The sequence below is a fragment of the Pseudomonas sp. IT-P4 genome (genome assembly GCF_949767755.1).
Lineage (GTDB): Bacteria > Pseudomonadota > Gammaproteobacteria > Pseudomonadales > Pseudomonadaceae > Aquipseudomonas > Aquipseudomonas monachiensis.
The window spans coordinates 298,378-322,524 of record NZ_CATKPX010000023.1; the positions used below are offsets into that span (position 1 = coordinate 298,378).

21 protein-coding genes are annotated in these 24,147 nt (G+C 60.5%); 13 read left to right on the forward strand and 8 right to left on the reverse strand.

All coding sequences use genetic code 11. The features are described 5' to 3' along the window. Positions 1-141: 141 nt before the first annotated feature. A complete protein-coding gene (locus ACM6IT_RS07930; RefSeq protein ID WP_414917784.1) occupies positions 142-2,040 on the forward strand; it encodes an FTR1 family protein in 1,899 nt (632 codons plus the stop codon). A 123-nt stretch (positions 2,041-2,163) separates the two neighbouring features. Then, a complete protein-coding gene (locus tag ACM6IT_RS07935; RefSeq protein ID WP_056726376.1) occupies positions 2,164-2,619 on the forward strand; it encodes a YaiI/YqxD family protein in 456 nt (151 codons plus the stop codon). A gap of 85 nt (positions 2,620-2,704) precedes the next feature. Here ACM6IT_RS07935 and elbB read toward each other — a convergent pair whose 3' ends face one another. Next, positions 2,705-3,373: an isoprenoid biosynthesis glyoxalase ElbB gene (elbB, locus tag ACM6IT_RS07940; RefSeq protein ID WP_414913523.1), complete on the reverse strand. Its 669-nt coding sequence runs from the start codon at positions 3,371-3,373 to the stop codon at positions 2,705-2,707. Positions 3,374-3,488: 115 nt separating this feature from the next. Here elbB and ACM6IT_RS07945 point away from each other — a divergent pair, with 115 nt between their 5' ends. Further along, a complete protein-coding gene (locus ACM6IT_RS07945; protein ID WP_414913522.1) occupies positions 3,489-4,724 on the forward strand; it encodes a sterol desaturase family protein in 1,236 nt (411 codons plus the stop codon). On the opposite strand, the gene ACM6IT_RS07950 is transcribed toward ACM6IT_RS07945, so the two are convergent. Beyond that, on the reverse strand, positions 4,705-5,337 hold the full coding sequence (locus tag ACM6IT_RS07950) for a DedA family protein (protein ID WP_414913521.1): 633 nt from the start codon (positions 5,335-5,337) through the stop codon (positions 4,705-4,707). The genes ACM6IT_RS07945 and ACM6IT_RS07950 overlap by 20 nt on opposite strands. A gap of 205 nt (positions 5,338-5,542) precedes the next feature. Between ACM6IT_RS07950 and hemB the strand changes: the two genes are divergently transcribed. Both hemB and ppk1 read left to right on the forward strand, forming a co-directional pair. Next, positions 5,543-6,556 carry a porphobilinogen synthase gene (gene hemB / locus ACM6IT_RS07955; protein WP_056726380.1) on the forward strand — a complete coding sequence of 338 codons (1,014 nt, stop codon included), beginning with the start codon at positions 5,543-5,545 and terminating at the stop codon, positions 6,554-6,556. 18 nt (positions 6,557-6,574) lie between these two features. Further along, positions 6,575-8,803, forward strand: coding sequence for a polyphosphate kinase 1 (ppk1, locus tag ACM6IT_RS07960; protein WP_056726381.1), 2,229 nt, complete (start codon positions 6,575-6,577; stop codon positions 8,801-8,803). A gap of 57 nt (positions 8,804-8,860) precedes the next feature. Here the strand turns inward: ppk1 and ppx are convergent, their stop codons facing one another. The 5 genes from ppx to ACM6IT_RS07985 form a co-directional block, all read right to left on the reverse strand. After that, entirely contained in the window at positions 8,861-10,363 is a 1,503-nt protein-coding gene (gene ppx, locus ACM6IT_RS07965; protein WP_414917785.1) for an exopolyphosphatase, read from the reverse strand. Between the two features lie 172 nt (positions 10,364-10,535). Then, the gene (locus ACM6IT_RS07970) at positions 10,536-11,273 is read right to left on the reverse strand and encodes an amino acid ABC transporter ATP-binding protein (protein ID WP_414913519.1); all 738 of its coding nucleotides are present in this window, start codon (positions 11,271-11,273) and stop codon (positions 10,536-10,538) included. Then, positions 11,260-11,910 carry an amino acid ABC transporter permease gene (locus ACM6IT_RS07975; protein ID WP_056726384.1) on the reverse strand — a complete coding sequence of 217 codons (651 nt, stop codon included), beginning with the start codon at positions 11,908-11,910 and terminating at the stop codon, positions 11,260-11,262. The genes ACM6IT_RS07970 and ACM6IT_RS07975 overlap by 14 nt, the downstream gene beginning before the upstream one ends. Beyond that, positions 11,907-12,575, reverse strand: coding sequence for an amino acid ABC transporter permease (locus ACM6IT_RS07980; protein WP_046039042.1), 669 nt, complete (start codon positions 12,573-12,575; stop codon positions 11,907-11,909). Before ACM6IT_RS07980 ends, ACM6IT_RS07975 begins: the two co-directional genes overlap by 4 nt. 22 nt (positions 12,576-12,597) lie before the next feature. Continuing rightward, positions 12,598-13,383, reverse strand: a complete 786-nt coding sequence (locus ACM6IT_RS07985; RefSeq protein WP_056726385.1) for a transporter substrate-binding domain-containing protein — start codon at positions 13,381-13,383, stop codon at positions 12,598-12,600. A 256-nt stretch (positions 13,384-13,639) separates the two neighbouring features. Between ACM6IT_RS07985 and ACM6IT_RS07990 the strand changes: the two genes are divergently transcribed. The 7 genes from ACM6IT_RS07990 to ACM6IT_RS08020 all read left to right on the forward strand — a co-directional run bounded on the left by ACM6IT_RS07990 (position 13,640) and on the right by ACM6IT_RS08020 (position 21,867). Next, a complete protein-coding gene (locus tag ACM6IT_RS07990) occupies positions 13,640-14,347 on the forward strand; it encodes a FadR/GntR family transcriptional regulator (RefSeq protein WP_414917786.1) in 708 nt (235 codons plus the stop codon). Between the two features lie 120 nt (positions 14,348-14,467). Further along, a complete protein-coding gene (gene trxA, locus ACM6IT_RS07995; RefSeq protein WP_003206727.1) occupies positions 14,468-14,797 on the forward strand; it encodes a thioredoxin TrxA in 330 nt (109 codons plus the stop codon). Between the two features lie 247 nt (positions 14,798-15,044). Next, positions 15,045-16,304, forward strand: a complete 1,260-nt coding sequence (rho, locus tag ACM6IT_RS08000; protein ID WP_046039047.1) for a transcription termination factor Rho — start codon at positions 15,045-15,047, stop codon at positions 16,302-16,304. 197 nt (positions 16,305-16,501) lie between these two features. Next, positions 16,502-18,487 carry an acyltransferase family protein gene (locus tag ACM6IT_RS08005; protein WP_414917787.1) on the forward strand — a complete coding sequence of 662 codons (1,986 nt, stop codon included), beginning with the start codon at positions 16,502-16,504 and terminating at the stop codon, positions 18,485-18,487. A 70-nt stretch (positions 18,488-18,557) separates the two neighbouring features. Then, the gene (gene ubiD, locus ACM6IT_RS08010; RefSeq protein WP_056726386.1) at positions 18,558-20,024 is read left to right on the forward strand and encodes a 4-hydroxy-3-polyprenylbenzoate decarboxylase; all 1,467 of its coding nucleotides are present in this window, start codon (positions 18,558-18,560) and stop codon (positions 20,022-20,024) included. Beyond that, the gene (locus ACM6IT_RS08015) at positions 20,024-20,992 is read left to right on the forward strand and encodes a CDP-6-deoxy-delta-3,4-glucoseen reductase (protein WP_414913515.1); all 969 of its coding nucleotides are present in this window, start codon (positions 20,024-20,026) and stop codon (positions 20,990-20,992) included. The genes ubiD and ACM6IT_RS08015 overlap by 1 nt, the downstream gene beginning before the upstream one ends. Positions 20,993-21,198: 206 nt before the next feature. Further along, positions 21,199-21,867, forward strand: coding sequence for a gamma-glutamylcyclotransferase (locus ACM6IT_RS08020; RefSeq protein ID WP_056726388.1), 669 nt, complete (start codon positions 21,199-21,201; stop codon positions 21,865-21,867). Here ACM6IT_RS08020 and glpT read toward each other — a convergent pair. Next, positions 21,843-23,192: a glycerol-3-phosphate transporter gene (glpT, locus tag ACM6IT_RS08025; RefSeq protein WP_008048696.1), complete on the reverse strand. Its 1,350-nt coding sequence runs from the start codon at positions 23,190-23,192 to the stop codon at positions 21,843-21,845. The genes ACM6IT_RS08020 and glpT overlap by 25 nt on opposite strands. Positions 23,193-23,518: 326 nt before the next feature. Between glpT and ACM6IT_RS08030 the strand changes: the two genes are divergently transcribed. Beyond that, entirely contained in the window at positions 23,519-24,133 is a 615-nt protein-coding gene (locus ACM6IT_RS08030) for an energy transducer TonB (RefSeq protein ID WP_414913514.1), read from the forward strand. Positions 24,134-24,147 lie beyond the last annotated feature (14 nt).

The window sequence follows — 24,147 nt, forward strand, 5'->3', positions numbered from 1 at the left end:
AGGCGACCCTGGAGGTCGCCTTTTTCGTTTGGGGGCAATTCCAGAAACCAATGCAATTACGAAGAAGTATCAACAAAGCTTGAGCGAAACCCGTCTGGCGTTAACAATATGTAACTTCGTATTTCCAATTGAGATTCATTCATGATTGCCCCCCCACGTTTCCTGGCCTGGCTGTTGCTGCCGCTGTTGGCTGCGTGCAGCTTTCAACTGCTGGCCGCACCCGCCGAGGGTGCACCGCAGGCGTTGCACTTGCTCGATTACATCGGCACCGATTACCCGGACACGGTGCAGGCGGGCAGCATCACGGACCAGGCCGGATTTCGCGCGCAGCAAGAATCGGTCAAGACGCTGGGAAGTCTGATTACAGCCATGCCGGCCAAGCCGGAAAAAGCTGCGCTGGAGCAAAGCCTGGCCGCGCTGGGAAATTCCATCGGCGCCCGGCAGGAGGGTACCGAGGTCACTCGCCAGGCCAGGCAACTGGGCGCGAAGCTGGCCGTGGCCTATGAAGTCAGCCAGGCCCCGGTGATTACGCCGGACCCGGCGCGTGGCGCGCCGCTGTATGCTCAGCACTGCTCGGTCTGCCATGGCGATGCAGGGGCCGGCGATGGCCCGGCAGGTGTCGGCATGACGCCGCCGCCTTCTGATCTGCGTGACACTACACGATTGGATCGCCTGAGCCTCTACGCGATCTACAGCACCTTGGGCTTGGGCGTCGAAGGGACTGACATGCCGGCCTTTGCCGATCAATTGGATGATCGTCAGCGTTGGGACCTGGCCACCTATATCGCCAGCTTCAGCGTCGACCCGGCGACGGTCAAGGCTGAAAAGACCTACAACATCGCCGACCTGGCTCGTCAGACCCCGGCCGAAGTACAGGCCGTCGAAGGCCCGCAAGCCGCCGCGACCTTCCGTGCCCAGCGGGCGCAACCGCCGCAGGTCAAGCGTGGCCCGGGGCAACTGCTCGACTACACTGCAGCCACTCTGGACAAAAGCATCGCGGCGTATCGTGCCGGTGAGCATGATCAGGCTTATGACTTATCGGTAGCAGCGTATCTGGAAGGCTTTGAGCTGGTTGAGAGTTCGCTGGATAACATTGACGCCAACGTGCGTAAAGACACTGAAAAATCCCTGATGGCCTACCGTCAGTCGTTGCAGGATGGCCTGCCGGTGAGCGAGGTCGAGCAGCGCCTGGAAGTGGCCAAGGACAAGTTGAAGGCATCGGCCGGCCTGTTGGGCAACGAGGGTTTGAGCTGGTCGCTGAGTTACATTTCCGGTCTGCTGATTCTGCTGCGCGAAGGTCTGGAAGCGATCCTGGTGCTGGCGGCGATCCTTGCTTTCCTGCGTAACACGGATCAACAGGCGGCAGTGCGCAGCGTTAACGTCGGTTGGGGCCTGGCGTTAGTGGCGGGGCTGGGCACCTGGGCGCTGGCAGCCTATGTGATTGATGTCAGCGGTTCACAACGCGAATTGCTGGAAGGTGCGACGGCGTTGTTTGCCAGCGTCATGGTGCTGTGGCTGGGCGTGTGGATGCATGACCGTCGTCACGCGGCGGCCTGGCAGGATTACATCAAGACCAGCCTGGTGGGCGGCGGCGGGCGTTTCGGGTTTGCAACCCTGGCGTTCTTCTCGGTGTATCGCGAGCTGTTCGAAGTGATTCTGTTCTACGAAACCCTGTGGTTGCAGGCGGGGCCCGCGGGGCACAACGCGGTGCTGGCCGGTGGGGCCACGGCGCTGGTGTTGCTGATAGGCCTGGCCTGGGTAATTTTGCGCGGTTCGGCGAAGCTGCCGCTGGCGCTGTTCTTCAGCATCAATGCCGGCCTTTTGTGCGCCTTGTCGGTGGTGTTTGCCGGGCATGGCGTGAAAGCGCTGCAGGAAGCCGGGATCTTCGGTACGCGGCCGGTACCGTTCTTTGACTTTGAATGGCTGGGGATCCATGCCGACGCCTATTCGTTGAGTGCCCAGGCTGTGGCGATCATTGCGATTGTCGTGTTGTACGGTCGTAGCCGGGTGGTTGAGAGGCAGCGGGTGCAGGTTTCTTAAACGGCATTCGCTTCGCTCACTTTCGCGGGCAAGCCACGCTCCCACAGGTTTAGCGTTAACCTGTGGGAGCGTGGCTTGCCTCGGGCGGCGTTCCGGCGATGCTTTTAAACAGAGGAAAAACCAATGCGTGTGTGGATCGATGCCGACGCCTGTCCGCGGGCAGCCAAGGATCTGGTGGTGAAGTTCGCCCTCAAGCGCCAGTTCGAAGTGGTGCTGGTGGCCGGGCAGCCGCAGACCAAGCCGGGGCTGGCCCTGGTCAAGCTGATCGTGGTGCCGAGCGGCCCGGATGCGGCCGATGACTACTTGGTGGAACACGCCGTACCCGGTGAGTTGGTGATCTGCAGCGATGTGCCGCTGGCCGATCGTCTGGTGAAGAAGGGCGTGGCAGCGCTTGACCCGAGGGGCAAGGAGTTTGATGCGCAGAACATGGGCGAGCGGCTGGCGGTTCGCAACCTGTTCACTGATTTGCGCGAACAGGGGCAAATGGGCGGTGGCCCGGCACCCTTTGGCGAGCGTGAGAAGCAGGCGTTTGCCAATGCGCTGGACCGGATTTTGACCAGGTTATCCCGCAACGCCTGAAAAGATCGCAGCCTGCGGCAGCTCCTACAGGTATACACCGCCCCTTGTAGGAGCTGCCGCAGGCTGCGATCTTTTGATCTTGTTTTTACGCATCGTTTTCGTGGGTCAGTTCCAGTACCCGGTCCACCAGCTTGTTGATCCCCGATGCCACCTCACTGATCGATTGCGCCAGCATGTACGCCGGGGTGCTCACCAGTTTACGTGCCTTGTCCTCGACGATGTCACTGACCGCGCAATCGGTATGGGTCGCGCCCATCTTGTTCATCGCAGCTGCCGTGTCGGTGTCGTTGCCTATGGTGCAGGTGACGCCAGGGCCGTAGATCTTTGCCGCCAGGGCAGGGGAGATGCACATCAACCCCACCGGTTTACCAGCCTCGGCAAAGGCTTCGGTCAGTGCCAGGACATCCGGTTGAACGCTGCAGCCGGCGCCTTCGATGGCGAAGTTGGACAGGTTCTTGGCCGAGCCGAAGCCGCCGGGCACGATCAGCGCATCGAACTCATCGACGTTCGCGTCACGGATATCCTTGATGTTGCCCCGGGCAATCCGCGCCGATTCCACCAGCACGTTGCGCGATTCGGGCATTTCTTCGCCGGTCAGGTGGTTGATCACATGCAACTGCGCGATGTTCGGTGCGAAACACTGCACCTGGGCACCGCGCTGGTCCAGGCGCAGCAGGGTGATGACGCTCTCGTGGAGCTCGGCGCCGTCGTACACGCCACAACCGGAAAGGATCACTGCAACTTTTTTGCTCATGGGCTTTTCTCCAGATTCATGGCGTTAAATGTCCACTAATTTGTCCTGCGTTGCCATAGGGTTAATTCACGGCTGCACATAGCATCTGTCCTCAAGATTCCGATCAGGGCGCGTCATGGACTTCATTCTGTATGCGGTGCCATTTTTCTTTGTGCTGATCGCTGCCGAGCTGCTGGCCGACCGTTGGCGCGGGGTGAGCAATTATCGGGTGGCGGACGCGATCAACAGCATCAGCACCGGCGTGCTGTCGACCACCACGGGTCTGTTGACCAAGGGGGTGGGGCTGGTGACCTATGGGTTTGCCCTCAAGCACCTGGCACTGTTCGAGCTGTCGGCCGACAGCGCCTGGACCTGGGTGTTTGCCTTTGTCTTCTACGATTTCTGCTACTACTGGCTGCACCGCATGGGCCACGAGCGCAACATCCTCTGGGCCGCCCATTCGGTGCATCACCAGAGCGAGGACTACAACCTGTCCACGGCGTTGCGCCAGACCAGTACCGGCTTCCTGCTGGGCTGGATCTTCTATCTGCCGATGGCGGTGTCCGGCGTGCCGCTGCTGGTGTTCGTCAGCGTCGCGGCGCTGAACCTGCTGTACCAGTTCTGGGTGCACACCCGGCACATTCCCAAGATTGGCTGGTTCGAATGGTTCTTTGTCACACCGTCCAATCATCGGGCCCACCATGCACAGAACGCTCTCTACATGGATCGCAACTACGGCGGTGTGTTCATTATTTGGGACCGTCTGTTCGGTTCGTTCCAGGAAGAAGACGAAAACGAGCCGGTGATCTTCGGCGTGACCACGCCGCTGGCGAGCTGGAACCCCGTGTGGGCGAACGTGCAGTTCTACGCGCAGTTGTGGGCCGATGCGCGGCGTGCCGAAAGCACCTGGGACAAGCTGCGGATCTGGTTCATGCGCACCGGCTGGCGCCCGGCGGACGTGGCGGCCAGATACCCGATGAACAAGCCGGACCTGAGCCAGTTTCGCAAATTCGAGGTAGCACTGGACGGGCGTCAGCAGCTCTACGTCCTCTTGCAGTTCTGCATCTACATCGCGCTGGGCAGTTACCTGATGAATCTTGAGTCGAAGCTGCCAGTCGCCGCCCTGGTGTCGGGCTGGGGAACGGTGGCGTTCGGTCTGTTTGTGCTGGGCGTGGCCCTGGAGAATCGCCCGTGGGCGTTGAAGCTGGAACTGGTGCGGCTGGCGTCGAATCTGCCATTGGCATGGCTGGCCCCGATGGTGGGGCTGTGGCCGGCCAGCGCGCTGGGCTGGGTCGGCCTGCTCAGTTACAGCCTGTTGAGCGGCGTCGGTCTCTACTGTTGCAGGAGCCGCATCACTCGGTTGGCGTCGTAGGGCCTTCGGTGTTGGTTCGCACAGCTTTCAGGGCTTGTTCGTCGGCGTAGACCTGCTTGGCCAGGCGGGCATTCTTGAAGCGCCGACGCAGCCACAGCACGAAGCCCAGGACCAGCAGCGCACCGAGTACCCATAGCTCGTACTTCTTCACACTGCCGAGCATGCCTTCGAGCACGGCGCCGAAATGGTATGCGGCGGCCGCCAGGGCTGTGGCCCAGATCGCTGCGCCAATGCCGTTGAGCAGCAGGTAACGGCCCGGCGGATAACCTGACAGCCCGATGGCCACCGGCATGACCGTGCGCAAACCGTAGACGAAGCGGAAGCTCAGCACCCAGATGTCCGGGTGCTTGCGAATGTGTTCCAGCGCCCGGTCACCCATCATCTGCCAGCGCGGTTTGCGCGCCAGCAGTTTGCGGCCGTGCTTGCGCCCCAGGAAATACCACAGCTGGTCGCCGGCATAGCTGCCGAAGAAGGCCACGACCACCACCAGGTTGATGTCCATGTATCCACGGAACGCGAGGAAGCCCGCGAGTACCAGGATGGTTTCGCCTTCGAAGAACGTGCCTAGAAAAAGGGCAAAGTAGCCGAAGTCATGCAGAAATTGTTGGAGCATTGTCTGGGTGCTGGCGAAATGAACGCGCAGCCTAACCCTTCGGGCACATTCAGGAAAGTGTCCAAATGTGTCTCGACGTGAACATTTCCTACAACGACAATGGAATGCGGCTACCTGTCGCAGCGTGCACATAACTGTCACGCGTTCGTCATAATGGCCGCTTATAACTGTCACGCTCGCACGTCTGCGGGCTCAGGAGTCTGCCGTGAGCTTTACCCCCGCCAACCGTTTGTTCCCCGCAACCCGCCTGCGCCGCAATCGTCGTGACGACTTTTCGCGTCGCCTGGTGCGTGAAAACGTCCTGACCGTCGATGACCTGATCCTGCCGGTGTTCGTACTGGACGGTGAAAACCGTCGCGAAGCGGTGGCTTCGATGCCGGGCGTCGAACGCCTGACCATCGACCTGTTGCTGGAAGAAGCGGCCAAGTGGGTCGAGCTGGGGATTGCGGCGCTGGCGCTGTTCCCGGTGACACCCGCGGAACTCAAGTCCCTGGACGCCGCCGAAGCGTGGAACCCCGAAGGCATCGCCCAGCGCGCGACCCGTGCGCTGCGTGCGCGATTCCCTGAGCTGGGCGTGATCACCGACGTTGCCCTGGACCCGTTCACCACCCACGGCCAGGACGGCATTCTTGATGAAGAAGGCTACGTGCAGAACGACATCACCGTCGACGCACTGGTCAGGCAAGCCCTGTCCCACGCCGAAGCCGGCGCTCAGGTCGTGGCGCCATCGGACATGATGGACGGTCGCATCCAGGCGATCCGCGAAGCCCTCGAAGTGGCCGGTCACGTCAACGTGCGGATCATGGCCTACTCGGCCAAGTACGCCAGTGCCTATTACGGCCCGTTCCGCGATGCGGTCGGTTCGGCGCTGAACCTGGGCAAGGCCAACAAGGCCTCCTATCAGATGGACCCGGCCAACAGCAACGAAGCCTTGCACGAAGTGGCGGCGGACTTGTCAGAAGGTGCAGACATGGTCATGGTCAAGCCGGGCATGCCGTACCTGGACATCCTGTGCCGGGTAAAAGAAGAATTCAAAGTGCCGACGTTTGTTTATCAAGTCAGCGGCGAATACGCCATGCACATGGCGGCGATCCAGAATGGCTGGTTGAGCGAAGGGGTTATCCTCGAGTCCTTGACCGCTTTCAAACGTGCAGGGGCTGATGGCATCCTGACGTACTTTGCCGTTCGTGCCGCTCAATTGTTACGAGAGCAAAAATAGCCCTCCCAGGAACATTCGATGAATACCGAAGTACTCACTGAAGTTGCCGTAAAAGACGCTCAACCTGTGGTGGAGCAAGTCGACGAGACCCCGCCGGAGCTGGAGCCAGCTCCGCCCGCGGCGGTCGTCGAAACCGCCGTGACAGCGCCAGCGCCAGCGCTGGCCATTCCCGGCCTGGATGACAGCAGCCTGTACATCCACCGCGAGCTCTCGCAACTGCAGTTCAACATCCGCGTGCTGGAGCAGGCGCTGGACGAGTCCTATCCATTGCTGGAGCGGCTGAAGTTTCTGTTGATCTTCTCCAGCAACCTGGACGAGTTCTTCGAAATTCGGGTCGCCGGCCTCAAGAAGCAGATCACCTTCGCCCGTGAACAGGCCGGCGCCGATGGTCTGCAACCGCATCAGGCGCTGGCGCGCATCAGCGAACTGGTCCACGGTCACGTCGATCGCCAGTACGCGATCCTCAACGACATTCTGTTGCCGGAACTGGAAAAACATCAGGTCCGCTTCATCCGTCGCCGTAACTGGACGACCAAGCTCAAGACCTGGGTCCGCCGCTATTTCCGTGACGAGATCGCACCGATCATCACCCCGATCGGCCTCGACCCGACGCACCCGTTCCCGTTGCTGGTGAACAAGAGCCTGAACTTCATTGTCGAACTCGAAGGCATCGATGCCTTTGGCCGCGATTCCGGCCTGGCGATCATCCCGGCGCCACGCCTGCTGCCGCGCATCATCAAGGTGCCGGAAGAAGTTGGCGGCGCTGGCGACAACTATGTATTCCTGTCGTCGATGATCCACGCTCACGCCGATGACCTGTTCCAGGGCATGAAGGTCAAGGGTTGCTACCAGTTCCGCCTGACCCGTAACGCCGACCTGGCGCTGGACTCCGAAGACGTCGAAGACCTGGCCCGCGCCTTGCGCGGCGAACTGTTCTCCCGTCGCTATGGCGATGCGGTGCGTCTGGAAGTGGCCGACACCTGCCCGAAGCACCTGTCCGATTACCTGCTCAAGCAATTCAACCTGAGCGAGTCGGAGTTGTATCAGGTCAACGGTCCGGTGAACCTGACGCGACTGTTCAGCATCACTGGCCTGGACAGCCAGCGCGAGCTGCAATACCTGCCGTTCACCCCGCAGATTCCGAAACTGTTGCAGAACAGCGAGAACATTTTCAGTGTGATCAGCAAGCAGGACATCCTGCTGCTGCACCCGTTCGAGTCGTTCACCCCGGTAGTCGACCTGCTGCGCCAGGCCGCCAAGGACCCACACGTTCTGGCGGTGCGCCAGACCCTGTACCGCTCCGGCGCCAACTCGGAAATCGTCGATGCGCTGGTGGATGCTGCGCGTAACGGCAAGGAAGTCACGGCGGTGATCGAATTGCGTGCGCGGTTCGACGAGGAATCCAACCTGCAACTGGCCAGCCGTCTGCAAGCGGCCGGTGCGGTGGTGATCTACGGCGTGGTCGGCTTCAAGACCCACGCCAAGATGATGCTGATTTTGCGGCGCGAGGCCGGTGAAATCGTGCGTTACGCGCACCTCGGCACCGGTAACTACCACGCCGGCAACGCCCGCCTGTATACCGACTACAGCCTGCTGACCTCCGACGACGCCTTGTGCGAAGACGTCGGCAAACTGTTCAGCCAGTTGATCGGCATGGGTAAGACGCTGCGCATGAAGAAACTGCTGCACGCGCCGTTCACCCTGAAGAAGGGCATGCTCGACATGATTGCCCGGGAAACCCAGTTCGCCCTCGACGGCAAACCGGCGCACATCATTGCCAAGTTCAACTCGCTGACCGATCCGAAGATCATCCGCGCGCTGTACAAGGCCAGCCAGTCAGGCGTGCGCATCGATCTGGTGGTGCGTGGCATGTGCTGCCTGCGGCCGGGCATCGCCGGGGTTTCCCACAACATCCATGTGCGCTCGATCATCGGCCGCTTCCTGGAGCACACCCGGGTCTTCTATTTCCTCAACGGTGGCGACGAGCAGATGTTCCTGTCCAGTGCCGACTGGATGGAACGCAACCTCGACAAGCGCGTCGAGACTTGCTTCCCGGTGGAGGGCAAGAAGCTGATCATGCGGGTCAAGAAAGAGCTGGAGTTGTATCTGACCGATAACACCCACAGTTGGAGCCTGCAGTCGGACGGTCGTTACATCCGTAACACACCGACCGGCAACCAGAACCCGCGCAGCGCCCAGGCGACGTTGCTGGAGCGTTTGGGCAGTCCGATCCTGGCGGTTCGTTAACTCGGAACCTGTGGGAGCGGCACAAAAAAGGCCTTCCGAAGAAGGCCTTTTTCAATTTCAGCGAGCGGTCAACACGATGTCGACGCGGGTCAGCCATTGCGCTTCGATTTCGAAGTCGGCCTGGGTCAGCTGGTTTTCGTCCAGCCAGTTCTCCGGGAACACCACTTCGAGGCTATTGCCGTGGGCGTTCAGCTCCACCTGGGGCATTTGCTGGGTGCCACGGATGTGGTGGAACAGGATCGCAAAGCGCAGCAGCACGCACAGGCGAATCAGCTTGATGCCGTCATCGCCGAAATCGGCGAACTTGTCCTTGGGAATGTTGCGTCGGTGGCCGCGTACCAGCAGTGCGAGCATCAACTGGTCTTCGCGGGAGAACCCGGCGAGGTCCGAGTGCTCGATCAGGTAGGCGCCGTGCTTGTGGTACTGGTAGTGAGCGATGTCCAGGCCCACCTCATGGACCTTGGCCGCCCAGCCGAGCAGTTCGCGCCAGACGCCGTCTTCCAGGTCCCAATCCTCGGCCACCTGGTCGAACGCATGTAGTGCCTTGCGCTCGACCCGTACCGCCTGTTCCTGATCGACGTGGTAGCGCTCCATCAGCGAAGTGAGCGTACGTTCGCGCACGTCTTCGTGATGATGACGGCCCAGCAGGTCATAGAGCACGCCTTCGCGCAGGGCGCCTTCGCAGTGGTCCATGCGTTGCAGTTCGAGGGAGTCGAAGATGGCTTCGAGGATCGCCAGGCCCGCCGGGAAGATCGCCCGGCGATCCGGTTTGATGCCTTCAAAATCGATTTTTTCGACGTCGCCCAGCTTGATCAGTTTGCGCTTGAGCCAGGCCAGGCCTTCGGCGTTGACCTCGCCGGTACCATGGCCGCCGGCCGTCAACGCCAGACCGATGGCGCGGATGGTGCCCGAGGAGCCGATGGCTTCATCCCAGGTCAGGCGGTGCAGGGCGTGCTCGATGCTCATGATCTCCAGCCGCGCCGCAGTGTACGCCTGGGCGTAACGGGCCGGAGTGATCTTGCCGTCCTTGAAATAGCGCTGGGTGTAGCTGACGCAACCCATCTGCAGGCTTTCGCGCAGCAGCGGCTCGAAGCGCTGGCCAATGATGAATTCGGTACTGCCGCCACCGATGTCGGCCACCAGGCGCTTGCCGGGGGTATCGGCGAGGGTGTGGGACACGCCGAGGTAGATCAGGCGCGCTTCTTCACGGCCGGAAATGACTTCCACCGGGTGGCCGAGAATTTCTTCGGCGCGACGGATGAATTCGGCGCGGTTGCGGGCTTCACGCAGGGCGTTGGTACCCACGATTCGCACGGCGCCGGTGGGCATGCCGCTGATCAGTTGGGCGAAGCGCTTGAGGCAGTCGAGCCCGCGCTGCATCGATTCTTCGTTGAGATGGCGCTCTTCGTCGATGCCGGCGGCCAGCTGAACCTTCTCCCCGAGACGCTCGAGAATACGGATCTCGCCGTTCTGGGCCTTGGCCACGACCATGTGAAAACTGTTGGAGCCCAGGTCGATTGCGGCGATCAGGGACAGATTCTTGGCTTTGGATTGCGGCATGGTCTGGGGTCTCGGTCGATAACCTCGACATCGTGCCACGATCAAAGGCTGGCGCCAACGCGTAGGAGCTGTCGAAGGCTGCGATCTTTTACCTCAGGGGCATTCGTGGCGTTGCAGATGGCCTCTTCGCGGGCAAGCCCGCGAAGGCGGCCTCAAAGGCATTCAATATCCTTCAGCCTGCTGCTTCCACCGTCCCGATGAAATTCGCCAGTTCCGCCGTCTGGGGGTTGGCGAACAGTAGTTTCGGATCCCCAACCTCATGCACCTTGCCCTGGTGCATGAACACCAACTTGTCCCCAACCTCCCGGGCGAAGCGCATTTCGTGGGTGACCATGATAAGCGTCATGCCTTCGCTGGCCAGTTGTCGGACCACGCTCAGCACTTCATTGACCAGTTCCGGGTCCAGCGCCGAGGTGATTTCGTCGCACAGCAAAACCTTCGGCGACATCGCCAGTGCCCGGGCAATCGCCACCCGCTGTTGCTGCCCACCGGACAGCCGATCAGGAAAGGCATCGAACTTTTCCCCCAGCCCGACCCTTTCCAGCATCTGCCGCGCCAATTCGGCGGCCTTGGCTTTCGGCACTTTCTGCACCACTTGCGGCGCGAGCATGACGTTCTCACCCACGGTCAGGTGCGGGAACAGGTTGAACTGCTGGAACACCATGCCGACTTTCTGCCGCAGGCTGCGCAGGTCGGCGCGGGCGGCGTCGAGGTACTCGCCGTCGACTTCGATCACGCCGTCGTTGATCGACTCCAGGCCGTTGAGGGTGCGCAGCAAAGTGGACTTGCCCGAGCCGCTGCGACCGATGATCGCCACCACCTGGCCTTCCTCGATGCTCAGGTCGATGCCTTTGAGCACATGGTGATCGCCATAATATTTATGCAGGGCGGAAATTCTAAGCAGAGGCATGCAGTCTCCTTTCCAGGTAGCGCGCACTGAGCGACAAGGGGTAGCAGAGCAGGAAATAGCCGAGGGCGACGAGGCCGTAGACCATGAAGGGTTCGAAGGTGGCGTTGGCGAGCATGCCGCCGGTCTTGGTCAACTCGGTGAAGCCGATGATCGAGGTCACGGCGGTGCCTTTGACCACCTGCACCGAAAACCCCACTGTCGGCGCCACGGCGATGCGCAGGGCCTGAGGCAGGATCACATGGCGCAATTGCTCCAGAGGGGTCAGCGCCAGACTCGATGAGGCTTCCCATTGGCCGTTTGGAATCGAATCGACGCAACCGCGCCAGATCTCCGCCAGATAAGCGCTGGTGAACAACGTCAGTGCAATCGCCGCCGCCATCCACGGCGAAATCTCTATCCCGGCCAATGCCACGCCGAAAAACACCAGGAACAGCTGCATCAATAGCGGTGTGCCCTGGAACAGTTCGATGTAGGTACGGGCGAAACTACGCGGCAGGGATTTTTTCGAGATACGCATGACCATGATCAGCAAGCCAATCAGCCCGCCGCCAATGAACGCCACCAGTGACAGCGCCAGCGTCCATTGCAGTCCCATGAGCAGGTTGCGCACGATGTCCCAGAAGGTGAAGTCGCTCATCGGCTGCTCCTTGCAATGAAGCGGTGGCCTATCCAGTTCAGCAACTGGCGGATCAGCAGCGCCATGCACAGATAGAGCAAGGTAGTCAGGGCATAGGTTTCAAAGGCGCGGAAGTTGCGCGATTGAATGAAGTTGGCGGCGAAGCTCAGCTCCTCCGTCGCAATCTGCGAACACACCGCCGAGCCGAGCATGACGATGATGATCTGGCTGCTCAGGGCCGGCCAGACCTTGCCCAGGGCCGGTAGCAGCACCACATGGCGGAACGCCTCGAAGCGCGTCATCGCCAGTGCCGCCGCGGCTTCCAGCTGACCCCGGGGGATCGCCTGGATGCCGGCGCGGATGATCTCGGTGGAATAGGCGCCGAGGTTGATGACCATCGCCAGCACCGCCGCCTGCCATTCGGAAATTTGCACGCCCAGGGACGGCAAGCCGAAGAAGATGAAAAACAACTGCACCAGGAATGGCGTGTTGCGGATCAACTCGACGTAGACCGCGAAAATTCCCGCGAAAGGCCGAATGTTCCACGCCCGCACCAGCGCCCCGACGATGCCCAGTCCCACGCCGAGCACAGCGCCGATGGCGGTCAGCTCAAGGGTGAACAACGCACCGCGCAGCAACAGGTCGGTGTTGTTCACCACCGGCAGGAAATCGAACTGATAAGCCATAAAACGTCTCCAGCACGCCGAATCAGAGATCGGCCGGCAACGGCTCTTTCAGCCAGGTCAGGGCGTTCTTTTCCAGCGCGCCGTCACTCTTGGCGGTCACGAGGATCTGGTTGACCTTGTCCAGCAGCGCCGGCTCGTTCTTGTTGACGCCGACGTAGACCGGCGAATCCTTGAGCTTCACTTTCAGCGCCGGCACGCGTTTCGGGCTTTTCTCGCTGATCGCGACCATCACCACGTTGCCACTGGCGATCAGGTCGACTTGCCCGGCCAGGTACGCGGCAATGGTCGAGTTGTTGTCTTCGAAACGCTTGATGGCCACGCCTTCGGGGGCGACCTTGGTCAGCTCGATGTCTTCGATGGCACCACGGGTGACGCTGATGGTTTTGCCCTTGAGATCGTCCAGGCCCTTGATGTCGGCGTCTGGCGGACCGAACACGGCGAGGTAGAACGGTGCGTAGGCACGGGAGAAGTCGATGACTTTTTCGCGCTCCGGGTTCTTGCCGAGGCTGGAGATCACCAGGTCGACCTTGCCGGTGGTGAGGAACGGGATGCGGTTGGTGCTGTTGACCGGGGTCAGTTCGAGCTTGACCTTGAGCTGATCGGCCAGCAGTTTCGCGGTGTCGATATCGAGGCCGCGGGGTTTCATGTCCGGGCCGACCGAGCCGAAGGGCGGGAAGTCCTGGGGCACGGCCACCTTGAGGACGCCGCGCTTGACCACATCCTCCAGACCGTCGGCGTGGGCGGGTGCCTGGTTCAGCATCAGGCTGGCAAACAGGGCGGCGAGGAGGGCGCTGTAACGCTGGGTCATGGCAAATCTCCGGATCGGCAAGAAGTGATTTCTGCGGATCGACAGAGCATGGGCCATGCCAACATGGGGTCTTGAGGGCGCCAGGGCGCGGTTTTGCTGGTGTCGTACGGTCTTACTGGTCTGAACAGTCGGGTTGCGTTTCGCACCCCGATGGCGCAGCCGTGAAAATCACCGAACCCCCATGGGGCACGACTTGCCGGGCGTCTCGAATAGCTTTACAACTGAGCGCACATTGGCCTGGTTCGTCTGGAAAACCATGAACTCGATCTCCCGCGCCGTACCTGAAGTGGCGCTGCAAGCCATCCGTAAACTGATTACCGAACAGGGCTTCGGGCCGGGGGATGCCTTGCCTTCGCAACGGGACCTGGCGGTGCAACTGGGGGTCAGTCGGGCGTCGCTGCGCGAGGCGTTGTCATCGCTGAGTGCGCTGGGGGTCATCAGCATCCAGCCGGGCAAAGGCGTATTCGTGCAGTCGCCGGTGGAGCTGCCGCGTGGCGATGCAGCGCCGGGCTGGCCGTTCGCGGCGCAGGCTGCGCCGCTGGACATCTTCCAGTTGCGCTATGCGCTGGAAGGGTTTGCGGCGGGGTTGGCGGCCGTAACCTTGAGCACCGACGAACTGGATGCGCTGGAAGAGAATGTCGCCGCCATGCGTAACGAACTGAAGTCCGGCGACTTCGAAGCCGCGGCCCGCCTGGATTTCGAATTCCACCGCCGCATCCTGCTGGCCAGCGGCAATCAGGCGATGCTGAGCATCCTGACTGCCAGCGCCGACATCTTCCTGGAGAGTCAGAAGCTACCGTTCATCCGGGTCGAACGTGCCATGGAAACCTGGCAGGAACACCGTAAAATCCTTCGTGCGCTGGCCCGTCGAGCGTCTGGCGCCGCGCAAAAGGCTATGCAAGAGCACGTACGCAATGCCGCGCTGCGTACCGGAATCGCGTTCATCGCTCCCGTCGCTTCATGACCTGAGCTATACCCAAACTCATGAATCACCATAGCGAGACTCAATCATCTGCACCTTCCTGAACGAGGGAAGGACCGCTATGATGGGCCACGTTTTTTTGCTTACAACCTGGAGAATTCCATGAGCAGCGATCTTATCAAACACGTTAGCGACGCTAGCTTCGAGGCCGACGTACTCAAGGCCGAAGGCGCTGTACTGGTCGACTACTGGGCTGAATGGTGCGGCCCTTGCAAAATGATCGCTCCGGTTCTGGACGAAATTGCCGAGACTTACAAAGGCAAGCTGACCGTTGCCAAGCTGAACATCGACGAGAACCAGGAAACCCCGGCCAAGCACGGCGTGCGCGGTATCCCGACCCTGATGCTGTTCAAGAACGGCAACGTTGAAGCGACCAAGGTCGGCGCACTGTCGAAGTCGCAACTGGCTGCCTTCCTCGACGCCAACATCTAAGCGTCGCTGCAAAGTGTCCTGAAAAAGCCCCGCAAATAGCGGGGCTTTTTGCGTATTCAGGGCTAGACGCTCCTAAACTCAGGTGGTACATTCGGCCCCGCACTGGTTTCTCCATTGCCCCCTGCTAGCCGTCGCCGACGCACTCCTTTTCGAATAAGTACGCGATCCTGTCGCCTTCTCTGCGGCGCGGCCTCATTAAGCCAAAAGCTTAATTTCCCCCCTCCATAAATGATTACGTCATTCCTATATGAATCTGACTGAACTCAAGCAAAAGCCGATTACCGAACTGCTCGAATTGGCCGAACAGATGGGCATAGAAAATATGGCCCGTTCGCGCAAGCAGGACGTGATTTTCTCCCTGCTCAAGAAGCACGCGAAAAGCGGTGAGGAAATCTCCGGTGATGGCGTGCTGGAGATTCTCCAGGACGGCTTCGGCTTCCTGCGCTCCGCTGACGCTTCCTATCTCGCCGGCCCAGACGATATCTACGTCTCGCCGAGCCAGATCCGTCGCTTCAACTTGCGCACCGGTGACACCATCGTTGGCAAGATCCGCCCTCCAAAGGAAGGCGAGCGTTATTTCGCGCTGCTCAAGGTCGACACGATCAACTACGACCGTCCGGAAAACGCGAAGAACAAGATTCTCTTCGAGAACCTGACCCCGCTGTTCCCGACCGTGCGCATGAAGATGGAAGCCGGTAACGGCTCCACCGAAGACTTGACCGGTCGTGTCATCGACCTGTGCGCCCCGATCGGCAAAGGCCAGCGCGGCCTGATCGTTGCACCGCCGAAAGCCGGCAAGACGATCATGCTGCAGAACATCGCGGCGAACATCGCACGTAACAACCCTGAAGTTCATCTGATCGTATTGCTGATCGATGAACGTCCGGAAGAAGTGACCGAAATGCAGCGCACCGTGCGCGGCGAAGTGGTTGCCTCGACGTTCGACGAGCCGCCAACCCGCCACGTGCAGGTTGCCGAAATGGTGATCGAGAAGGCCAAGCGCCTGGTCGAGCACAAGAAAGACGTGGTGATCCTGCTCGACTCCATCACCCGTCTGGCCCGTGCCTACAACACCGTGATCCCGAGCTCCGGCAAGGTACTGACCGGTGGTGTCGATGCCCACGCCCTGGAGAAACCGAAACGTTTCTTCGGCGCCGCGCGGAACATCGAAGAAGGCGGCTCGCTGACCATCATCGCCACCGCGCTGGTTGAAACCGGCTCGAAGATGGACGAAGTGATCTACGAGGAATTCAAAGGCACCGGCAACATGGAACTGCCGCTGGATCGCCGTATCGCTGAAAAGCGCGTCTTCCCGGCCATCAACATCAACCGTTCCGGCACCCGCCGCGAAGAGTTGCTGACTGCCGACGACGAGCTGCAGCGCATGTGGATCCTGCGCAAGCTGCTGCACCCGATGGATGAAGTGGCTGCCATCGAGTTCCTGGTCGACAAGCTGAAAACGACCAAGACCAACGACGAATTCTTCCTGTCGATGAAACGCAAGTAACATCGCCCGTTGAGTTCAAGAGAATGGCGCCCCGGTGGGGCGCCATTTTTTTTGCCCGCACTTTTTTGCCCGGGCCATGAGAGGTTTTTGATTGGCCAAGGTCAGTTACTTGGCAATTCAACCAGGCGCGTTTGCAGTCATCTCCGGGGACGATGCCCAAGCGCGCTGAAAACAACGACCTGAATGGTTTAATGTTTATGAGCTCACTGGCTTATCGACGGGATATCGACGGCTTGCGCGCAGTGGCGGTGATCGCTGTCGTGCTGTTTCATTTTGGTGTTCCGGGGTTTACCGGCGGCTTTGTCGGCGTGGACGTGTTTTTCGTGATTTCCGGTTACCTGATCACCTCGATCATCTGGAATCAGCGCCAGGCCGGGCAATTCAGCTTTGTCGATTTCTGGGCCCGGCGTGCGCGGCGGATTTTGCCGGCGTTGTTCGCGATGATCATCGCGGTGCTGGCGGTCGGCTGGTTTTTGCTGGCACCGAAGGATTACGAAGAGCTGGGGCGATCGGTGCGTTACCAGGTGATGTTCGTGTCCAACATCCTGTTCATGCGCCAGGACGGCTATTTCGATGTCGCCTCCGATCTCAAACCCCTGCTGCACACCTGGTCGCTGGCCGTGGAGGAGCAGTTTTACATCGTCTTCCCGTTGCTGCTGACACTGCTGTCGAGCCGTCTCAAGCATCGGCGACTGACGCTGTTCGGCGTATTGCTGCTGTCCTTTGGCTTGAGCGTGTGGGCCGTCGCCCATCATCCGGAAAAAGCCTTCTTCCTGTTGCCGATGCGTGCGTGGGAGCTGTTGGCCGGAGCGATGCTGGCGGTCGCGCCCAAGTCTGCGTGGCGTCTCAAGCCGATGGCGGCGCAGTGGCTGAGCCTGCTGGGCATGGTGCTGATCCTGCTGGCGGTGTTCGGTTATGACAAGGCCACGCCATTCCCGGGCGTTGCTGCGTTGTTGCCGGTGCTGGGTGTGGTGCTGCTGATTCTGGCCAACGGTCATCGTGAAACCTGGATTGGTCAGTTTTTGAGCAGTCGGATAATGGTCGGCCTCGGCCTGGTTTCTTATTCCTGGTACCTGTGGCACTGGCCGGTGTTCGTATTCTCCCGCTATGCCAGCGTCGGTGAGCCGAGTGCTTTCGACAGTGCCGGGTTGATTCTGCTGACGCTGTTGCTGGGTTATCTGTCCTGGAAATTTGTCGAAACCCCGTTTCGTGAGCGTCGCCTGCTTGCCGGACGCCGGCAGATCCTGCTCGCCAGCGCATGCGGTGTCCTGGTGCTCGGCCTGGCCGGGCAGACCTTGCGCTGGACCGACGGCTTGCCGTGGCGTCTGTCTGACCAGGCCTTGCAATACGCCAAGGCTCGCGAATGGCGACCGGAGCTGATGGCCTGCCTGGCCGATGACAAGACGCCGGATGACAAGTTGTTCTGCCGTTATGGCGCACAAAATCGCCTGCCCCCAGCGCTTGTCTGGGGCGATAGCCATGCCACGGCGTTGATTCCGGTTTTCGACGAGGGTGCCAAGGCCCATGGCGTCAACGTGATCCTCGCCAGTTCTGCTGGTTGTTTGCCAGTCGATGGCCTGGAGCACGATGCGCGTTGTGCGCGGTTCAACCGGCGCGTTGAACAGGCCTTGATGCCGCAAGCTGTCGGCGATGTGGTGTTGGTCGCGCACTGGAGCCTGTACCTCTATGGCGACGGCAAAGGTGACTTGGGCCACGCACTGAAAAGCGCTGACGGGCACTACGACCGCGCCAGCGCCGAACAACGTCTGGCCGATGGCTTGCGTGCACGAGTCGCGCAATTGCGTGCAGGCGGGCATCGGGTCTGGCTGGTAAAAGAGGTGCCGTTGCAGGCCTTCAGCCCTCCGTATCGCCTCACCCGCCTGGCAATGCTGGACCGCCCGGTCGACGATGTCGGGCTGGCGCTCGCAGAGCACCACAAGCGCCAGGCATTCATCAGTCAATTGTTTGCACAACTGGCGCAAGACCCGGCGGTACAGGTGGTGGACCCGGCGCCAAGGCTGTGTGACGCGAGCGGCCTGTGCCGCGCCGAACGCAGCGGCTACTCGTTGTACACCGATGACAATCACCTCTCGGAAGTCGGTGCGCGGTTCGTGGCGCCGATCCTCGAACCGCTGTTTGTCAGTCTGCAGCCGGGGCAAACCCGGGGTAATGCATCCAGATAAGCAGCGATAAGCTGCCAGCGGCCAGCAGAGCAGGTAGGATGTACGCCTATTTTTCGGGTGCCATCATCAAATGAAATTCAAGGATCTTCGGGATTTCGTGCAGCAGCTTGAGCAGCGCGGAGAGTTGAAACGCATCCAGATCCCCGTCTCTCCAGTGCTGGAGATGACCGAGGTGTGTGATCGCACACTGCGTGCCAAAGGCCCGGCGCTGTTGTTCGAAAAGCCGACAGGCTATGACATCCCGGTGCTCGGCAACCTGTTCGGCACCCCCGAGCGGGTCGCCATGGGCATGGGTGCCGAGTCGGTCAGCGAGCTGCGCGAAATCGGCAAGCTGCTTGCGTTCCTCAAGGAGCCCGAGCCGCCGAAAGGCTTGAAGGATGCCTGGTCCAAGCTGCCGATCTTCCGCAAGATCATTTCGATGGCGCCGAAAGTCGTCAAGGACGCGGTGTGCCAGGAAGTGGTCATCGAAGGCGACGACGTCGACCTGGCCATGCTGCCGGTACAGACCTGCTGGCCGGGCGATGTCGGCCCGCTGATCACCTGGGGCCTGACCGTCACCAAGGGCCCGAACAAGGATCGCCAGAACCTCGGCATTTATCGTCAGCAGGTGATTGGTCGCAACAAAGTCATCATGCGCTGGCTGAGCCACCGTGGCGGCGCGCTGGATTACCGCGAGTGGTGCGAGAAGCACCCGGGCCAGCCGTTCCCGGTTTCCGTGGCCCTGGGTGCGGACCCGGCGACCATCCTCGGTGCCGTGACCCCGGTGCCCGACAGCCTTTCCGAATACGCCTTCGCCGGCCTGTTGCGCGGTAACCGCACTGAGCTGGTGAAGTGCCGCGGTAACGACCTGCAAGTGCCGGCCACCGCCGAAATCATCCTCGAAGGCGTAATCCATCCGGGCGAGATGGCCGATGAAGGCCCATACGGCGACCACACCGGTTACTACAATGAAGTCGACAGCTTCCCGGTGTTCACCGTCGAGCGCATCACCCATCGGATCAAGCCGATCTATCACAGCACCTACACCGGCCGTCCGCCGGATGAGCCGGCGATCCTCGGCGTGGCGTTGAACGAAGTGTTTGTGCCGATCCTGCAGAAGCAGTTCCCGGAGATTACCGATTTCTACCTGCCACCCGAAGGCTGCTCGTACCGCATGGCCATCGTGACCATGAAGAAGTCGTATCCGGGCCACGCCAAGCGGGTAATGCTGGGTGTCTGGTCGTTTTTGCGACAGTTCATGTACACCAAGTTCGTTATCGTCACCGACGACGATATCAACGCCCGGGACTGGAACGACGTGGTCTGGGCCATCACCACGCGCATGGATCCCAAGCGCGACACGGTGATGATCGACAACACGCCGATCGACTACCTGGACTTTGCCTCGCCGGTGTCCGGCCTGGGGTCGAAAATGGGCCTCGATGCCACGCATAAATGGCCGGGCGAAACTACCCGCGAATGGGGCCGGGTCATCGTCAAGGACGATGCCGTGACCCAGCGGATCGATGCCATCTGGAATCAGTTAGGAATAGATTGATGCGTGTAACCTTGCAGCCCTCCGGAGCAGTGCTTGAGATATTGCCCGGCGAGCGGATTCTCGATGGCGCACGACGTCTGGGCTACGAATGCCCGCAAAGCTGCCGCAACGGCAATTGCCATGTGTGCGCGGCGCTGCTGGTGGAAGGCCGGGTCGAGCAGACCGGCGATGTGCGCGACCATGGCGAGTTCTACACTTGCATAGCGGAGCCGCTGGAAGACTGCATCGTGCTGTGGGATGGCGTGCTCGCGCTGGGAGAACTGCCGGTGCGCAGCGTGTCGTGTCAGGTCATTGAGTGCAAGGAAGTGGGCGGCGACACCTGGCGCGTGCGTCTGCGGGCTCCGGCCGGTAAACCACCGCGCTACCACGCCGGCCAGTACTTGATGATCGAGCGCGAGAACGGCGAAAAGTCCGCCTTCTCCCTCGCCTCGGCCCCGCATGCGGGGCGCGACCTGGAAATCCACGTACTGGCGCGCGAATCCAGTGCGCTGAGCCTGATCGAACAGCTCCAGCGCAACAGCATGGTGCGGGTCGAATTGCCGTTTGGCGATACTCACCTGGAGGAGTTGCCGGACGGTCCTCTCGTGCTGATCGCCGCTGGTACCGGCATGGGCCAGATCCACAGTCTGATCGAGCATTGCCGGGCCTCGGGGTTCAAGCACCCGGTGCATCTGTATTGGGGCGTGCGTCGTCCTGAAGATTTTTATCAAATCGAGCATTGGGACGAATGGCTGAAGCTGCCCAACCTGTTCCTGCACAAGGTCGTCAGCGATCAATGCGGTTGGGGAGGGCGGTGCGGCATGTTGCATGAAGCGGTCTGTGAAGACTTCCCTGACCTCAAGCCGCTGCACGTGTACGCCAGCGGCTCTCCGGCCATGGTCTACGGCACGCTGGATGCGCTGGTGGAAGCGGGGATGGACGCCCACCAGATGCGCGCCGACGTTTTTGCGTATGCGCCGCGGTCTTGAGCCGCGCTCTTTCGTTATAACTCTATATATAGCCAATCGGCATTTATAAACTTTTATAAATGTCGGTAGGTTATATGTCGTACAGGCATTTAAATAAGTACGGTGCCATGGCATTCAAATTGCCTTAAAACTTATGTGCCTTATTGTTACAGCTGTGCGTTCTATTAAGTAATTCTTCACTCGCGGGGAGCTGAACGCTATTCGCCATGAGCGCCATTGAATCTGCTTTTTTGAATCTGGCTTACCCTCCGCGGCTCGATCTGGGGCCGCAGCTCACGCACGAACAACTGCTCGGCTCGATGCAATCGACCATGGCGCGCCACAAAGGTGGGCCGGTCTGGTTGTTTGCGTATGGTTCGCTGATCTGGCGCCCTGAGTGCACGGCGGTTGAGCGGGTTCGCGGCCGGGTGCATGGCTACCATCGCGGGTTGTACCTGTGGTCCCACGAACATCGCGGCACACCGGAAATGCCTGGCCTGGTGTTTGGCCTGGATCGCGGCGGTTCTTGCAGCGGTTTCGCCTATCGCTTGCCCGAAGAGCAACTCGAAGCCTCGCTCTACGCACTATGGCAGCGCGAGATGCCTTTCCCTTCCTACCGCCCGCACTGGCTCAACTGCCGTCTCGAAGATGGCAGTCAGGTTCAGGCATTGGGATTCGTTCTGGAGCGACACCTGCCCAGCTATGCCGGCAACCTGCCGGACCATGTGCTGAGCCATGTGTTCGAAAACGCCTGCGGGCGCTACGGCACCACTCGCGATTATGTCGAGCAGACCGCGCACGCCCTGCGCAGCCACGCCATGCCAGACCGGAATCTGGAGGCGCGGCTCAAGCGCTGTAAATCAACGGCCGATCAAGCGAGTGCTTCGCGGCCCTGACTGGCGATTTGTTTGTGCCGTAGCGTCGGGGCCAGGAAGGCCATAGCCAGCAGGCAGGCGCCGACCAGCAGCACGAAGCCGCCGTCCCAGCCGAAATGGTCCACGGTGTAGCCCATCGCTGCACTGGCCGCGACCGAACCGCCCAAGTAGCCGAACAGACCGGTAAAGCCCGCCGCCGTACCGGCAGCTTTCTTCGGTGCCAGTTCCAGCGCCTGCAGGCCGATCAGCATTACCGGGCCGTAGATCAGGAAGCCGATGGAAAGCAGCGCGATCATGTCGACCATCGGATTACCGGCAGGGTTGAGCCAGTAAACCAGCGTCGCAACCGTCACCAGCGCCATGAACACCATGCCGGTCAGGCCACGGTTGCCCCGGAAGATCTTGTCCGACATCCAGCCGCACAGCAGCGTGCCCGGGATACCTGCCCACTCGTAGAAGAAGTACGCCCACGAGGTTTTATCCACAGTGAAGCCCTTGGCCTCCTTGAGGTAGGTCGGCGCCCAGTCCAGCACACCGTAACGCAGCAGATAGACAAAAACGTTGGCCAGGGCGATGTACCAGAGCATTTTGTTGCGCAGCACGTATTTGACGAAAATTTCCTTGGCGCTGAATTCCTCTTCGTGGCTGGCGTCGTAGCCTTCCGGGTAGTCGTTCTTGTATTGCTCGATCGGGGGCAAGCCAACCGATTGCGGGGTGTCGCGCATGGTCACAAAGGCAAACACCGCTACTGCCAGCGCCACGGCTGCCGGCACGTAGAACGCGGCGTGCCAGTCATTGAACAGGCCCATGCCGATCAGGAACAACGGGCCGATCAGGCCACCACCGACGTTATGCGCCACGTTCCATACGGACACCACGCCGCCACGTTCCTTCTGCGACCACCAGTGCACCATGGTTCGACCACTCGGCGGCCAACCCATGCCCTGCGCCCAGCCGTTGATGAACAGCAGAATGAACATCATGGTCACGCTGGACGTCGCCCAGGGTGCGAAACCGAAAATGAACATCACTCCGGCCGACACCAATAGGCCGAACGGCAGGAAGAAGCGCGGGTTGGAACGGTCGGACACCAGGCCCATCAGAAACTTCGACAGGCCGTAGGCAATCGCGATGGCAGACATCGCCAGGCCCAACTGACCACGGGAGTAACCCTCGTCGATCAGGTACGGCATGGCCAGGGAGAAGTTCTTGCGCAGCAGGTAGTAACCGGCATAGCCGATGAAGATACCGGCGAAAATCTGCCAGCGCAGGCGTCGGTAGGTGCTGTCTATTTTTTCTTCAGGCAATGGAGCCTGATGTGCGGCAGGACGAAAGAAAGCAAACATTCAAGAGCTCCAGGTTTCTTGTTTTGACTGCGGATACGAATGTTACAGTTTCGTTACCGAAAATAGCACCGGTTCTCATCGGCAAAACAGCGGAAATGTTGGATATCGCGCGTTCCTTTATGAACATGTCGGTCAGATGTAAGTGAGGGGCGTTGTAGGAAGCGTTACCTGTTTGGTTGGCAGGCGCTTGATGTGCCTGAAATAGGGCAGGTCTTTAGGAAAGGCCCTTCGTTTAAAGCAGAAGTCATGGCGTTATGCCGAATGACTCAGCGCCTTAACCTTTGTGCTGTTGCCAGGTCTGGCGTTGCAGGCGAAGGGAGAGGGACATGCGGTGGTGGGTATGCGTGCTGTTGTTGGTGGTGTCCCTGGATGTCAGGGCCGGGGAGGTGTTCCTGATACCCGAGAATAATCCGAAGCCGGTTTATCCAATGGCGCTGCATAGGGCGGGTGTCACCGGCATGGTGCGTATCAGCATGACTGTGAAGGCCGATGGATCAGTCAGTAATGCCGTGATTGCGCAAAGTGCGCATCCCGAACTCGAAGAGGCGTCATTGGCCGCAGTCAACCAATGGCGATTCAAGCCGTGGACAATTACCAAGGATCAGCCTGCACAAATCATCGTGGTCGCACCTATGGAGTACAGGCTGGACAGAGATCATCCCTTCCACGTCAACAAGGAATTGGAGCGGCTGAAATGCAGTGCTATCGCACGGGCATCGTTGAACATCGCCACTTCCTCGTGGGTGGACCTGCCGGTTTTCAGCTGGACTCGCAGTTACCTGACCCACTCGCTTTCACCGACGCAATTGCCGGAAGAGAAACGTCTGGCTCTGATCGCCAGGCTCAATGCCAGCGTGCGTTCGATTGTGCAGCGGTGTAGCGCACATCCGGCGAGTCGGTATGTGCGGTTTTTGCCGGAGGAGATTCGGGTGTTGCTTTGACGGCAAGAAAGAGC

Excerpts from the sequence above, each read along its gene's own strand:
- ACM6IT_RS07930 (WP_414917784.1), top strand. The coding sequence starts at position 142 with ATGATTGCCCCCCCACGTTTCCTGGCCTGGCTGTTGCTGCCGCTGTTG.
- ACM6IT_RS07935 (WP_056726376.1), top strand. The coding sequence starts at position 2,164 with ATGCGTGTGTGGATCGATGCCGACGCCTGTCCGCGGGCAGCCAAGGAT.
- elbB (WP_414913523.1), bottom strand. The coding sequence starts at position 3,373 with ATGAGCAAAAAAGTTGCAGTGATCCTTTCCGGTTGTGGCGTGTACGAC.
- ACM6IT_RS07945 (WP_414913522.1), top strand. The coding sequence starts at position 3,489 with ATGGACTTCATTCTGTATGCGGTGCCATTTTTCTTTGTGCTGATCGCT.
- ACM6IT_RS07950 (WP_414913521.1), bottom strand. The coding sequence starts at position 5,337 with ATGCTCCAACAATTTCTGCATGACTTCGGCTACTTTGCCCTTTTTCTA.
- ppk1 (WP_056726381.1), top strand. The coding sequence starts at position 6,575 with ATGAATACCGAAGTACTCACTGAAGTTGCCGTAAAAGACGCTCAACCT.
- ppx (WP_414917785.1), bottom strand. The coding sequence starts at position 10,363 with ATGCCGCAATCCAAAGCCAAGAATCTGTCCCTGATCGCCGCAATCGAC.
- ACM6IT_RS07970 (WP_414913519.1), bottom strand. The coding sequence starts at position 11,273 with ATGCCTCTGCTTAGAATTTCCGCCCTGCATAAATATTATGGCGATCAC.
- ACM6IT_RS07975 (WP_056726384.1), bottom strand. The coding sequence starts at position 11,910 with ATGAGCGACTTCACCTTCTGGGACATCGTGCGCAACCTGCTCATGGGA.
- ACM6IT_RS07980 (WP_046039042.1), bottom strand. The coding sequence starts at position 12,575 with ATGGCTTATCAGTTCGATTTCCTGCCGGTGGTGAACAACACCGACCTG.
- ACM6IT_RS07985 (WP_056726385.1), bottom strand. The coding sequence starts at position 13,383 with ATGACCCAGCGTTACAGCGCCCTCCTCGCCGCCCTGTTTGCCAGCCTG.
- ACM6IT_RS07990 (WP_414917786.1), top strand. The coding sequence starts at position 13,640 with ATGAACTCGATCTCCCGCGCCGTACCTGAAGTGGCGCTGCAAGCCATC.
- trxA (WP_003206727.1), top strand. The coding sequence starts at position 14,468 with ATGAGCAGCGATCTTATCAAACACGTTAGCGACGCTAGCTTCGAGGCC.
- rho (WP_046039047.1), top strand. The coding sequence starts at position 15,045 with ATGAATCTGACTGAACTCAAGCAAAAGCCGATTACCGAACTGCTCGAA.
- ACM6IT_RS08005 (WP_414917787.1), top strand. The coding sequence starts at position 16,502 with ATGAGCTCACTGGCTTATCGACGGGATATCGACGGCTTGCGCGCAGTG.
- ubiD (WP_056726386.1), top strand. The coding sequence starts at position 18,558 with ATGAAATTCAAGGATCTTCGGGATTTCGTGCAGCAGCTTGAGCAGCGC.
- ACM6IT_RS08015 (WP_414913515.1), top strand. The coding sequence starts at position 20,024 with ATGCGTGTAACCTTGCAGCCCTCCGGAGCAGTGCTTGAGATATTGCCC.
- ACM6IT_RS08020 (WP_056726388.1), top strand. The coding sequence starts at position 21,199 with ATGAGCGCCATTGAATCTGCTTTTTTGAATCTGGCTTACCCTCCGCGG.
- glpT (WP_008048696.1), bottom strand. The coding sequence starts at position 23,192 with ATGTTTGCTTTCTTTCGTCCTGCCGCACATCAGGCTCCATTGCCTGAA.
- ACM6IT_RS08030 (WP_414913514.1), top strand. The coding sequence starts at position 23,519 with ATGCGGTGGTGGGTATGCGTGCTGTTGTTGGTGGTGTCCCTGGATGTC.